This window comes from Paenibacillus marchantiophytorum (assembly GCF_014640555.1).
Classification (GTDB): Bacteria; Bacillota; Bacilli; order Paenibacillales; family NBRC-103111; genus Paenibacillus_E; species Paenibacillus_E marchantiophytorum.
In genome coordinates this window covers 49734-63393 of sequence record NZ_BMHE01000013.1, presented here as the reverse complement: position 1 = coordinate 63393, position 13660 = coordinate 49734, and the positions used below count along the sequence as shown (strand labels likewise).

General features: G+C 46.1%; 13 protein-coding genes. 12 read left to right on the top strand and 1 reads right to left on the bottom strand.

Annotated elements, in window-relative coordinates; translation table 11 throughout:
* Positions 1-136 precede the first annotated feature (136 nt).
* The 3 genes from IEY34_RS37530 to IEY34_RS14725 all read left to right on the top strand — a co-directional run bounded on the left by IEY34_RS37530 (position 137) and on the right by IEY34_RS14725 (position 3101).
* Positions 137-787, top strand: coding sequence for a 3D domain-containing protein (locus IEY34_RS37530; protein WP_308423015.1), 651 nt, complete (start codon positions 137-139; stop codon positions 785-787).
* A 339-nt stretch (positions 788-1126) separates the two neighbouring features.
* The gene (locus IEY34_RS14730; protein ID WP_229757652.1) at positions 1127-2644 is read left to right on the top strand and encodes a methyl-accepting chemotaxis protein; all 1518 of its coding nucleotides are present in this window, start codon (positions 1127-1129) and stop codon (positions 2642-2644) included.
* 79 nt (positions 2645-2723) lie between these two features.
* Positions 2724-3101, top strand: a complete 378-nt coding sequence (locus IEY34_RS14725; RefSeq protein WP_189012633.1) for a hypothetical protein — start codon at positions 2724-2726, stop codon at positions 3099-3101.
* 46 nt (positions 3102-3147) lie between these two features.
* On the opposite strand, the gene IEY34_RS14720 is transcribed toward IEY34_RS14725, so the two are convergent.
* The gene (locus IEY34_RS14720; RefSeq protein ID WP_189012632.1) at positions 3148-4440 is read right to left on the bottom strand and encodes an ammonium transporter; all 1293 of its coding nucleotides are present in this window, start codon (positions 4438-4440) and stop codon (positions 3148-3150) included.
* 272 nt (positions 4441-4712) lie between these two features.
* Here IEY34_RS14720 and liaF point away from each other — a divergent pair, with 272 nt between their 5' ends.
* The 9 genes from liaF to IEY34_RS14675 all read left to right on the top strand — a co-directional run bounded on the left by liaF (position 4713) and on the right by IEY34_RS14675 (position 13660).
* On the top strand, positions 4713-5831 hold the full coding sequence (liaF, locus tag IEY34_RS14715; RefSeq protein WP_189012631.1) for a cell wall-active antibiotics response protein LiaF: 1119 nt from the start codon (positions 4713-4715) through the stop codon (positions 5829-5831).
* Between the two features lie 9 nt (positions 5832-5840).
* Positions 5841-6908, top strand: a complete 1068-nt coding sequence (locus IEY34_RS14710) for a HAMP domain-containing sensor histidine kinase (protein ID WP_189012630.1) — start codon at positions 5841-5843, stop codon at positions 6906-6908.
* On the top strand, positions 6898-7548 hold the full coding sequence (locus IEY34_RS14705) for a response regulator (RefSeq protein WP_189012629.1): 651 nt from the start codon (positions 6898-6900) through the stop codon (positions 7546-7548). The genes IEY34_RS14710 and IEY34_RS14705 overlap by 11 nt, the downstream gene beginning before the upstream one ends.
* An 85-nt stretch (positions 7549-7633) precedes the next feature.
* Complete coding sequence (locus IEY34_RS14700; protein WP_189012628.1) at positions 7634-8047, top strand: YugN family protein; 414 nt, start codon at positions 7634-7636, stop codon at positions 8045-8047.
* Positions 8048-8190: 143 nt separating this feature from the next.
* On the top strand, positions 8191-9798 hold the full coding sequence (locus tag IEY34_RS14695) for a S1C family serine protease (RefSeq protein WP_189012627.1): 1608 nt from the start codon (positions 8191-8193) through the stop codon (positions 9796-9798).
* A 113-nt stretch (positions 9799-9911) separates the two neighbouring features.
* Positions 9912-10601: a response regulator transcription factor gene (locus IEY34_RS14690; RefSeq protein WP_189012626.1), complete on the top strand. Its 690-nt coding sequence runs from the start codon at positions 9912-9914 to the stop codon at positions 10599-10601.
* A 1-nt stretch (position 10602) separates the two neighbouring features.
* Positions 10603-12081, top strand: coding sequence for a sensor histidine kinase (locus IEY34_RS14685; RefSeq protein WP_189012625.1), 1479 nt, complete (start codon positions 10603-10605; stop codon positions 12079-12081).
* A 46-nt stretch (positions 12082-12127) separates the two neighbouring features.
* A complete protein-coding gene (locus IEY34_RS14680; RefSeq protein ID WP_189012624.1) occupies positions 12128-13084 on the top strand; it encodes a 4-hydroxy-3-methylbut-2-enyl diphosphate reductase in 957 nt (318 codons plus the stop codon).
* Between the two features lie 60 nt (positions 13085-13144).
* A complete protein-coding gene (locus tag IEY34_RS14675; RefSeq protein ID WP_229757647.1) occupies positions 13145-13660 on the top strand; it encodes a DUF2062 domain-containing protein in 516 nt (171 codons plus the stop codon).

Below are 13660 nucleotides of genomic sequence, written 5' to 3'. Positions count from 1 at the left end.
TTTTGTTTTCAAATTTAGCCAATAGGGTATGTATAAGGGAACGTAAGGAGGACATCTTAATCAGTGAGTCTGCATACGGAGGTTTAAAGCTGAAATGAACTGGACAACCTGCAATAGTAGGGGAGGTATTAAAAAAATGTTTTTGCAACTAATCACTCAACCCAAATGGTTGGGGGCATGGATGGTCGTTAATGTTCTCATTGCGCTGTTCGGACAAGAGTCAAATCATCACACTAGCCACGCGACGGAAGCCGCCGTCACCCATATACAAACGCCGCAGCGAATAGACGATTCGGGGAAGATAGCGCCTATTTCCTTGCCGGTCGCGCAAGAACATCAACAACAAATCAGTTTTCGGTACGTGCCGAAACTAGACTCGGATTTGTCCAAGCTCAAGGCTGTAGAAGTGACAGCCACGGGTTATTTTGCAGGTAAAGAATCTACAGGCAAGAATCCAGATCATCCCGAATATGGCATTACCTTTTCTGGAATCAAGGTGAAGCGGGATCATAAGGCGCTGTCCACCATAGCGGCAGACACCAGCGTCTTCCCGCTCGGCACGGTTTTGTTTATTCCCGGATATGGATATGGCGTTGTAGCGGATACCGGAAGTGCGATAAAGGGCAAGAAGATCGATTTGTACTTTGATACCAAAGACCAAGTGTATAAGGAATGGGGCAAAAAAACGGTGAAAGTTTTTGTTGTGAAAGAGGGACAAGGCAAAGTAACGGAGCTCATCTGGAATCAACTCAAGGATGAGATTCTAGCTCCCGCCAAAGCATTATAATGACCTGTTAGCCGAATATTTCCATCACATCAGTCACATAAAAAAACCTGTTTGGGAGAACCTATTCATACAGGAGGTGATTGAACATGGCTAAGAACAAGAACAACAAAAAGGCAGCTCAAGACGTAGAATTTGCTAGTGAAACTTCGGTACCTAGCAAGCAACAACAAGCGAATACCCAAAACCAAAACAAATAACGAAATACACAAACATAAGAACGGAAAAAACAGGGATCTAATCAGATCTCTGTTTTTTATTTCTTTCCAACTCCTCTTATTTTCGATATAATGTAACAAAAACTAACATTAAGGTTCCTTTTGGGAGGAGTGCCAGTTGCTTATGCAGGCCGAGCGGAAACAGAGAGTTTGGTTCTACGCTTTTATCTTTATTGGTATTATTGTAAATGTATGTGCCTTCATGACGGATTCTCGATGGTTTACGGCTGCTGGATTGGCTGTTTTTTTATTTATAGGTGTATTTAGTTGGTTTGGTCTTAAACGTTCAAAGTCTGCTGGCGTTGAACAAGATCAGCAAGAGCAATTCCGAACATTTATCCAAGAATCACAAGTAGTTGCGGATCGCTTAGCGGCTGCTGTCGAAGAAGTGAATCGCTCGATTGGACATCTCCTAGAAATAGCTGATGCCTCCATTCAAGGGGAAGAAGATTTGAAAATCCGCAGCAATCAAGCCGTCGGGCAGCTTCAGGAAGCTTTTGCGGCGATACAACAGGTAGCGGCAGCAGCTGATCAAATCCTGGATTCATCCTTACATATGCATCAAGAGAGCGAACAAACCAAAGATACGGTAGTCGATGTTTGCCGCTCGTTGAATGCGACAGATGAAGTGATGACGGATCTACATACGAATAATGACACGATGCAGAAGAAGATTCAGGACTTAACGGAACATACGTCGAAGATAGAAGAAATTAACACGTTTATTGCGGAAGTCGTTTCCCAAACATCACTGCTCGCCCTTAATGCATCCATAGAGGCGGCTCGCGCTGGAGAGCAAGGCCGAGGCTTCTCTGTCGTAGCCCAGGAAATTAAGAAGCTGGCAACACAAAGTCATGATGCTGTAACCAAATCCTCAGAGATTCTCGAATCGATTGAGAGTGGTGTTAGGCAAGTTGTTGCGGCTGTTGCTGCAGAGAAGGCTTCCGTGGCGCTTGGCATTGCCGAGATGAAGATCATGAAAGAAAAGATTGACGCGATCTTCTCGCTCATTCTTCATGTGAATAATCTCGTTGCAAGCACGGCAAGCTCGACGCAGCAGCAGTCTTCGTTAGTTATGGGCACAAGAACCTCGCTTGGACAAGTGGTTGATTTAATGAATGAGACGATGTCTAGTGTTGAACATACCTTGGAACAAATGAAAAAGCAGCGTCAAGAAGTGTCTATGCTCCAATTGATTAATCAGAACTTGGACCGCTCTTCCGCAGAGCTCATTCAAGCGATACAAGCGGTAGGGCTGCGCAACAAAGAAGGCGTCGTTCATGTCAATATTCAAGAGATTAAGCAAATGTTGAATTCCCTTGTCTTATTAGCTGACATCACTTCACTTGCTGATACGAAGCATGCTGCTCATTTGAGTGCAGTTTTGAAGAAAACGGAGGGTGTTGAAGCGATTTGGTCGAATCGCGCCGATGGGACCTTCATCTTTTCACTGCCTGAGGCAGGGTTAGTCAATGGCAAAGGAAGAGAGTGGTGGAAGCGTGCGATGGCAGGGGAGCTCTTCGTTTCACAAGAATACGTGTCAGCTATCACAAAAAAACCGTGTATTACCTTGTCGAAATCGATAATAGATGACATGGGCAACCCGATTGGTGTTGTAGGAATCGATTTAATCTTGAAATAAGTGTTCTCAAATCACTCCTTTTAGTGTAAAATAAGATTACTGTAATGAATCTTGACATGGAAAGATAGGTGGTGTGATGATGCTGAATGCTTTGCGATCGGATGGAAATCCTCATAGAACACCTAGGAAAGCTGCAGAGGTATTTCCTTTCTTGGAAGCTTACATTATCCGCAAGGAGCAGCAAGTCTTAGAGATCGAACAGGTTGTCGAGCGCTATGAAGTCAAGCGAATGAAGGAAGAACGCGCATATCAGACGATGTCTTCTCTTCGCCGCATGTTTTCAGGCAAGAAACCTGACCATCATCTTGCTGTCGAATATATTCATTATGTGAAGAAACCAATGGAGCAAGTAAGGATGCTGCGTGCCGAAATTGCCCATGCCAGACAAATTATGAATGAATCTAAACCTGGCGATGTCGTCTCGATCCCCGATGAGATTGAAGAATTGCTCTCTTAATACAAAGAAACCCTTCCGCTGTGGAAGGGTTTTTCGTTGTGGCAGGTTAGGATTTGCCATTTTTCAGCTGCTGCAGATCAAGGAAGCCATCCTCTTGACTGTAGGCAGGAACACCGTGGATTCCGACATCTAAGCCTACCAGTTCCTCGTCACGGCTAACTCTGATGGGAACGATGAGGTTGATCAACTTCATGATGCCCCATGTGAGCACGAAGCCCCATACACATACGGTAACGAGTCCCAATGCTTGAACACCTAGAAGGCTAAAGCCGCCGCCATAGAATAAACCGGCCGTTCCTTCGCGAATAGCATCAGGTTGGGCGCATAATCCAACGGCCAATGTCCCAATGCTTCCGCTGACACCGTGAACGGGAAACGCGCCGACGGGATCATCAATGCGTTTGGACTCGAGGATTTCAGTTGCATAAACCATGGAAATTCCGCATATAGCTCCGATCAGGATCGCTGCTACATCACTAACGAAAGCGCAACCCGCGGTAATGCCGACCAGCCCGGCAAGCGCGCCGTTGATCACCATAGGCGGATCGGCCTTGCGGTAACGCATCATGGTAAACAAGATGCAGGCTGCGCTTCCGGCTGCTGCTGCCAGCATCGTGGTCACGGCAATATGGCCGATCGAAGTATTCGTCGCACTCAACGTACTGCCTGAATTAAATCCGAACCAACCGAACCATAGAATGAAGGCGCCTACCGAGGCGAGTGGTAAATTCGAGGGAGGGACGATGTTGGCCGTTCCATCGGCTGAAAATTTACCAATCCTCGGCCCGATGATCATCGCTGCTGCAAGAGCAGAGAATCCGCCCAGTGCATGGATGACAGCGGAGCCAGCGAAGTCTACCATGCCGAGTTTGCCGAGCCAACCGCCCACGGCCCAAACCCAGTGGCCTGCAATCGGGTAGATGATACCTGTCATAGCGATTGTATACAGAATATAGGCGCGGAAATTGATGCGTTCCGCAACAGCTCCCGATACAATGGAGATAACCGCGATAACGAAGGCGCATTGGAACAGCCAATAAGTCTCATGTGAGATATTTAAGACGATGTGTGTCAAATCCCCTCCCATGAAAAAACCAGTCGTACCCAGTAATCCTGCAGCATCTTTCCCGTACATAAGTCCAAAGCCGACGAAATAAAAGATGAGTGCACCGAAAGCGATGTCAACAAACACTTTCATAATAATACTTACGGCGTTTTTTTGCCGTACAAAACCTGCTTCAAGCAGAGCGAAGCCGCCCTCCATCAATAAAATCATGGCAGCAGTCAGAACCACCCAAATGGTATCTAGGCCGCTGGAAAGCTGTTGAATTGCATCCATTCTCTGATCTCTCCTCATAATGCAAGCGTTCTTTTGCACCAATTATACGGTTCTGATGATAAGCATGTCAACGAAATACGTAAGAATACATAACATGCGTCATTAATTGTTCGTTTTCAGAAATTCCATGTCAGTTATTCTGTTTCCTTCTGCTGACAACTCAGTCTCTAGACCGAGGCAACCTTCAATCCTTCGTCTCTTTTCATTCTTGACGGTATCTTATAGACTAGAGATAAGCTAAACAACGATGTACACAAATGGAGGAAGAACGTATGAATCCGCACATGTTTCAACGGATAATTTGGGGGCTTGTCCTCGTAACAGCAGGGTCCCTTTTTTTACTTAATCAAATGGGGTTAATTGAAATTGATCTAGCGTATATGGTTTCCACCTATTGGCCTGTTATTCTGATCTTCTATGGATTGGCCGGTTTCGTCTGGCAGCGGAAATATCATTGGGGAGGCTCAATTTGGAGTTTGCTCATATGCGGTGTCGGAACCATATTTCTTCTGAAAAATTTGAATTTGACGGATTTATCGCTTGGCGAAATGTTGAAGTTCCTAGCGCCAGTTGCGCTCATCTTATTCGGTCTGAATGTCATATTCAGACCAAGCAGGAAAGAATCGCCGGAGTGGCCTTCGATTCGCGCAGCCAAAGAAGAAGCAAGACGTGAGCGGCGTGAAGCGAGAAGAGAGCAGCACCGGAGTCACCGGAACCCATGGGATCAACCTAAACCGAATTCTACTAAGACACCTGTGCATACAGATATTCCAAATGAGGATCGATTTTCAAAGAATGATTTAAAACGTGAGCTTAGTGAAGAGGAAAAAGCTGTACTCAAGGATATCCATGGTGAATTTCATGACAAGCTTGGCGAATGGGAGATTGGCCAGACACCGGAGACTAAGCAGTCACAAGCTCATTCGCATCCGCCGCGTCAACCGAAAACGCAGGGTTTCCATCACCATGAACACAAGTATGATGAGTTCGTAAGAAATTTCGATAATGGCGATGTCCTGCATCGACATGGTTTTATTGGTGATGTGCATCTTGGCCAAGAAGCGTGGGAGCTGAAACCAGTCCAAATTTCTCATTTTATCGGTGATTCCATTATTGACCTAACCCGTGCTTCCATTCCTTTGGGAGAAACGACGATTCATGTGACTGCTTTTATCGGAGATGTGAAGATTTTCATTCCAAATGATATTGATGTCGAAGTCCGCGTGATCGCAAGTTCCTTCATCGGAGATATGAAAGTGTTGGAGCGCCGCGAGAGTGGTTTTTTGCGAAGTGTTAGAACGCAGACCTCTCATTATGAAGAGGCGGAACGCAAAATAATCGTCACAACGAGTATGTTTATTGGTGACATTACCATTAAAAAGATAGGTTAAGGATGGAGCATGTATAAATTGCGAATGTTCAATATGAAGTGGCAGCTGCTGAATTACTTTCTGATCTCAAGCTTGCTGACGGTTTCGAGTATTTATATCGTAATTGAATACTACAAGGAAGACCTCGCTTACTGGGAGTTCCGGATGTGGTTCCTGATTGCGATTCTCGTCGTCTGCCTCTCGGTTGGCTATGTGGCAACAAGGCGCTGGCAGCGCAAAGTGGATGAATTGCATGTGGCTATGCTCGAATTGTCCAAAGGGAATTTCTCCAGTCGTATTGAGATGGAGCCTGTTGAGCCGTTCTTATATCTCTATGATGCTTTCAATAAAATGGCTTCTTCCGTTGAAGAACGTGTTCAATTGCTTCAGAAGCTGGGCGAGGCGGAAGCCATTCGCGATCAGGAGCTCACGGAGAATGCTGTCATGGAAGAAAGAAGGCGGTTGGCGAGAGATCTGCATGATACCGTCAGCCAAGAACTTTTTGCAATCCATATGTCCGCATCTTCGCTGCCCAAGATTCTGGAACGAAATCCAAGTGCTGCGCCCTCGGTCATGAATCAATTGATTGAAATGTCCCATCATGCCCAGAAGCAGATGCGCGGGCTCATTTCTCAATTAAGACCGATTGAGTTAAATGATATGAGCTTGCAAGAAGCCCTGGAGAAGTGGTTTCCGGAATATTGCCGGAATCATGAGCTGCAGGGCCAACTTGACGTCTCTCTTCATGAATCCATATCAGAAGCCATTGAGCATCAATTTTTTCTTATTATTCAAGAAGGCTTGGCCAATGTCGTTAAGCATGCGTCAGCCAAACAAGTGCGCCTGGCTATCTATGAAAGAGAACATCAATACGTACTTCAACTCCAAGACGATGGGCAAGGTTTCGAGCGAAGAGATATTCCTTCTGCCTCGCACGGTTTATCAACGATGAGGGAACGTGCGCAAAAGCTCGGAGGCGAAGTAGAGATTGACAGCAAGTTAGGTTCAGGAACACGAGTCCGTGTGCGCATTCCGCGGTTTAGCGGGCAAGCAGCTCTTCTATTGAAGGAAAGAGAGGGAGGCAGTCATGAGCAATAACATGAAAGTTATGATTGTAGATGATCACGATATGGTTCGCGTGGGGTTGCGTACTTATATATCCTTAGAACCTGGTTTGGAAGTGGTTGGGGAAGCTTCCAATGGACAAGAAGCTTTTGATAAGTTAGTGCTAGGGCTGTCGGGGCAACTGCCTGATGTGATTTTGATGGATTTGACGATGCCCGTTCTGGACGGGATTGGTGCAACCAAATTGATCTCCGCCAAGTTTCCGCAAATCAAGATTATTATGCTGACCAGCTTTCTAGAGGAAGCCAAAGTACTGGAAGCCGTAGAATCTGGGGCGATCAGCTACATGCTGAAGACAGTCTCATCGGAGCAGTTGATTCATGCGATACAAAGCGCATATCGCGGCATGCCGGTTATGAACTCGGAAGTTTCCTTGGCGCTTACAAGAGGAATCCGGCAGCGCAATGAGATGCCCGCGGAAGAAGGCTTAACTTCACGAGAGAAAGAGGTATTGCTGTTAATAGCCGAGGGGAAAAGCAATAAGGACATTTCCGAGGAACTTTTTATTAGCATCAAAACGGTTAAGACGCATGTCAGCAATCTCTTAATGAAGTGTGAGTTGGAAGATCGGACTCAATTAGCCATCTTTGCCCATCGCAAAGGTTGGGTCTAAGAAAGGAATCAATCGCACATAAAAACTACATTTTGGCACACTCTAAGCGTAAGTAAAATAATATGAGCGCTAAGGGAGTGCCTGAATGAAAACATTATCGTCAACCCTGGAACAGGTTCAAGAATCTTTTGACAGTGTGCGAGATCATTTGCATGAATTTGATTTCGCCTTAGGCGGTGGTTGGGAGTATGATCACGGCTATTTCGACCGTTTTTTGGATGAAGCCCATAAAGTCTGGCTGCGAATTCCTTTTCAAGTCGTAACTGGGAGAATCGATGGAGACACAGAAGCGACGGATGCGATTGTGGAGGTAGGAACCCCGTTCGTATTGAAACATGTTTATAATGAAGGCTTGGACCATGAAGCCGAAGCGGAAACTTACGGAGCGCTCATTGACCAATTCCAAACGCCGCTGGATCCCGATGCCGAAATTGAAGATAAATGGGTGAAAGAAGCCGCCGGACTGCTCAAAAAAGTGGAGCAAGCCTGGCTGCAATAAGAAAGCCCTTTTTTTACCTCCATTTTATTGTTTTTTAATATTCGTTTAAGGTTGTGGGTGCATGATAGAACTACAGACAACGAGAGATTATCCTTCAAGTACATGCACTTATAACTTAACTAAACAAATGGAGGTAAGACCCTATGGAAGATAACAAAAAAGACTACAGCGACTTCTTCAAGCCGCAGAACAACAATAGTACGAACCCTGAGCATGAAACTCGTCATGAAAACAGCTCGCAAGAACCACAGGATCCTAATAAAGAGAGACCTTCCTACTATTACTCCTATGGTCCTTACAAATCAGCTTTTAACGAAAATAATGAAGAAGCTTTGACAACGACTTCGGCTTCCGGTTCGGAAGGAACTTCTAGCGTGGAAGTAACGCCACCTAAGAATTTGCGGCCTTTTAGTTTCGGACCTGATATCAGCCAAGCGCAAGGGCAAGGCCCGTGGGATCCGAATCACGCCAGAAAGCGTACTTCTGTGAAAAGTGTGTTCGCAGCTTTCATGGCAGGCGCATTGGTTGTCGGCGGATTGATGTTTACCGCGGATAAGTTGAACATGTTCTCAGGCAATAATCAACCGCTTGCATCAGGCAGTTCTTCTGTAGCGGCAGCGAATAATTCGAATAGCAATGGCGGCGAAGTGAAAAATGTCGGGCTCGACGTTGTTCGTCCAGGCAATATTGCAGCTATCGCGCAAAACGCGGGTCCTGCGATCGTGAAGGTAGAATCCTTGGTGAAGGCGAAGCAATCTACGCGTAGCGGGGGAGGCAACTCACTTTTCGACGATCCATTCTTCCGTCAATTCTTCGGAGATAACGGTGGCGGCACGACGACTCCCAAGAGTAACCAACAAGATTCAGGAAGCGGTGCACTGCAGCCGGCAGGGATGGGAACGGGCTTTATTTTCGAGAAGTCCGGATATATTTTGACCAATGAGCATGTGGTGGATGGTGCGGATGAAATCCAAGTAACTGTTGAAGGTTACGACAAACCATTTAAGGCCAAATTGTTGGGTAACAGCTACGATTTGGATCTAGCGGTCCTCAAAATCGAAAATAACAAAGAACTTCCGATTCTGCCACTAGGCAAAGCTGAAGATGTGAATGTTGGTGATTGGGTTGTTGCCATTGGTAACCCTTACGGTTTTGACCACACAGTAACCGTTGGTGTGCTTAGTGCCAAAGAACGTCCAATCAGCATTCCAGATACCAAAGGAACTCGCGAATACAAGCATTTGCTTCAAACCGATGCTTCTATTAACCCTGGTAACTCCGGCGGACCTTTGCTTAACCTGAACGGTGAAGTGATTGGCATCAATACAGCAGTAAGCTCGCAAGCACAAGGTATCGGGTTCGCGATTCCTACAAGCACGATTTCTTCTGTCCTTGAGAATCTCAAAAATAATGTCCAAATTCCTAAAGAGCCAGTTCCTTACTTAGGTGTGGGTCTACAAGATATCGGCAAAGACTGGGTAAGTGAATTGAAGCTTACGAATACAGACGGAGCGCTGGTTGGAAGCGTTCAACGCAAAAGCCCAGCATTCCAAGCAGGTCTGCGTCAATATGATGTTATTATCGATATCAATGGTAGCAAAGTGAAAAACTCGCAAGAGTTGATTACCAAGGTTCAAGGTACGAAAGTTGGCGATAAAGTAACGCTCGGTCTAATTCGTGACGGCAAACGCATGGAAGTTCCGGTTACAGTTGGGGACAAAAACACATTAAAAGAGACACCGGCTGAATAAGTTTTACTTACAAAAAAAGGAAGTGGAGTCCCGCGGCCGTAAGCTTGCAGGCTCTGCTTCTTTTTGCATGTGGTTGAATTTGGTACAATGTAAGGAAAGAAGGGGGCTCACCGATGAGAGAAAATATTATGGTTATTGATGATGATGAGAAAATTACGTCCATGCTTAGGCGGGGCCTGGCTTTTGAAGGTTATTCCGTTGAGACGGCAAGCAATGGCGCCGATGGATTGAAGCAAATGCTGAGGACAGAGCCTCATTTATTGATATTAGATGTGATGATGCCTCATATCGATGGTTGGGAAGTTGTGCGCCGTATGCGGGAGGGCGGCAGCGAGGTGCCGATTCTGATGCTGACAGCCAAAGATGAAATTAGTGATCGTGTCAAAGGTTTAGATCTTGGCGCTGATGATTATTTGGTCAAGCCTTTTGCCCTTGAGGAATTGCTTGCACGCGTGCGCGTGCTTCTAAGACGGAGAATGGAGCGGCCGGAGCAGCAGACGAATCGACTGAATTATGAAGATACGATCCTGGACCTCGATACACGGGAAGTTTTTCGCGGGGAGCAGTTAATTGAGTTAACGACGAAGGAGTTTGATTTGCTGCATTTATTTATGCAGAATCCTAAGCGTGTGCTTTCCCGAGATATCATTATGGAGAAAATTTGGGGCTACGATTATAGCGGCGAATCGAATGTACTAGAGGTTTACATAGCGTTGCTGCGCCAAAAAACAGAGGAGTATGGGCATAAACGATTAATCCAAACGGTGCGGGGAGCAGGTTATGTCTTGAGAGGAGAAAATTAAGATGTCTCTTCGTTTTCGACTAACGCTTTGGTATTCAGGGATATTGGCACTGACGATGCTGCTTTTCGGCATTGTTCTTTATTTCTTCTTGAATTACTTTCTGTATGATCAAATTCGGCAGGATGTGAAGCGGGAGGCTGGGAATACGTCACAGCGTATTCAAAAGAGTTTTGCTCTTTCGCAGAAGGGGCTGGTTGTGGATTTGGAGCTGGAAAGCCGAGATTTTTATTCCACGAATACGTTTTTGCAATTATATAATGTAACGCTCAAAACGTTTAAACGATCGGCTAACTTGCAATATTATGATGTGACCTTGCCTTTGGCCGAGGATGTCGCCCCGCGCTTAGAGGATGATGAAGGCTTTTTTGAAAAGACCAAGGTACTCGGGCAAGATTTCCTTATTTATCATCAAGCAATCTTGGGCAAGGTAGATGGCCAAAACCAACTGCTCGGTATTCTGCAAGCGGCGGTGCCCATTGGCAGTTACGAAAGAACGTCTGTGACGCTGCGCAATACGCTCTTTGTGTGGGCTTTCCTGACGATTATTGTTGCGGCATCCTTAGGCTGGTTCCTGTCGCGCAAAGCGCTTCAACCGATTGAACGCGTCATTGATGCAGCCAATCAAATTGGCAGTGGAGACGATTTGGAGAAACGAATCCTGTATGAAGGGCCGCTCGATGAAATTGGCCGCCTCACCCAAACCATTAACGGGATGCTGTCACGGATTCAAATCACGTATTTGGAACTAGATGAGGCTTACCGCGCCCAACGCAGGTTCGTATCGGATGCTTCACATGAGTTGCGAACACCGCTCACGACGATCCGCGGCAATGTGGATCTGTTGGAAAAGATGTGGAAGACGACGTCGGGAAGTACGGAGCTCTCGACACCGGAGCAGATGCAAATGTCGCTGGAGGCGATGCATGATATTGCTGGAGAAGCCCAGCGAATGAGCCGACTGGTGAATGATCTCTTGGCGCTTGCTAGAGCCGATGCCGGCGTACTTATGGAGAAGAAGCCGGTTGAGATGCTGCCGCTGGTGCAAGAAGTCGTTAGAAGAGCGCAACTCCTTGAACATACGGCCGAATGGCATGTCGGCAAATTAGACGAACTCGAGAATGCTATCGTTCAGGGGAATCGAGATTATTTACAGCAACTGCTCTTCATTTTCATTGAAAATGCCTTTAAGTATACACCAGCGGGGATGGTATCGTTCGAAGTATCTCGAACCCATAACTTTATCGGTATCCAAATTGCAGATACGGGCATAGGTATGGATAAAGAAGATATCCCTCATATCTTCGACAGATTTTATCGGGCGGATTTATCGCGGGGGCTTACTGCAGGCACGGGGCTCGGCTTGTCGATCGCCAAATGGATTATTGATGAGCACGGCGGGTCTGTGGAAGTGACCACTCGCAAGGAAGAAGGCAGTACCTTCATGATTTGGTTGCCGGCTAACTTTCCTCTACCTGTGTAATCAGCTATAATAAAAGGAAATATGATTATACAGGTGGGTGGAAGACATGGAAGTACTACGTATATCTCCTAGAGGCTATTGTTATGGTGTTGTTGATGCCATGGCACTAGCGATGCAAACTGCAAAAAACTTAAATCTTCCCAGACCTATTTATATATTAGGCATGATTGTTCACAATGCGCATGTCACGGATTTCTTTAAAGAAGAAGGGGTCATTACCCTTGATGGCGAGAACCGCCTGGAAATACTCGAACAAATCGAGCAGGGAACGGTTATTTTCACCGCTCATGGTGTTTCGCCTGAAGTTCGGCGCCGCGCCCGTGACAAAGGGCTAACTGTCGTGGATGCCACGTGTCCAGATGTGACGAAAACCCATGATTTGATCCGCGAGAAGGTCGCTGATGGCTATGACATCATCTACATCGGAAAGAAAGGCCATCCTGAACCTGAAGGGGCCGTGGGTGTAGCGCCGGAGCATGTTCATCTGATTGAGAAATTAGAAGAAGCCGATGCGCTGAACATCAAAGCGCAGCGCATCATCATTACGAACCAAACAACGATGAGTCAATGGGATATCAAACATATTATGAATCGGTTGCTGGAGCTATTCCCGAAAGCAGAGATTCACAATGAAATTTGTTTGGCTACCCAAGTGAGACAAGAAGCAGTAGCCGAACAAGCGAAGGAAGTCGATCTGGTTATCGTGGTTGGAGATCCCAAAAGCAATAACTCCAATCGCCTGGCACAAGTTTCAGAAGAGATTGCCGGAGTGAGAGCGTATCGAATATCGGACATCTCCGAGCTGAATCGTCATTGGTTAACGAACGTGCGCAAAGTAGGTGTGACTTCCGGGGCTTCTACACCGACACCAATTACCAAAGAAGTCATTACTTACCTTGATGCCTATGATGCAAAAGATGAAACCACTTGGGGAATTACACGTACTATTAATATGAAGAAGCTTATTCCGGCCGTGAAGTCCAAAGCAGCTAGCCGTGAGTAATTCGCAATTATTCCACAGGGCGGGATTGAGACCAGCATGCAGAGCACTCAGAAGGTGAAAATGATGAAAACTCGCTACGATTGGAAAAGCACAAAACGCTGGTTTAGATATAAATATTTAGGTCTCCTAAGGGCCAAAGGCGGTCCATCTAAGGTAGCTCGTGGATTTTCCATTGGCTTGGCCATAGAAATGTTTACTTTGCCGACAGCAGGTTTTGCTTTTGTTCTAATCTTTCCCTTGGTCTATTTACTAAGGGCTAACTTACCAGCGGCTTTAATAGGTTTTGTATTCGGTAAGATCATCTACATTCCGTTCTCGATTCTGAATAAGCAAGTCGGAGATTGGCTGGTGCCTAAGCACTTCAAGGTATATTTGATCCATCATCTGCCGCATATGCTCTCCAATATCATTAGAAGCGGTTTGGACTTGATTGTTGGCGGGATGGTGGTTGGCGCGATTCTTGGTCTCATCGCCTATTTCCCGGTCATGCTCCTGCTCAAGTATCACTCGAATCGCCGTAAGGAAAAACGCAAAATTCGTAAAGAGCAACTCGTTGCTTCGCATACAAAAGAATAG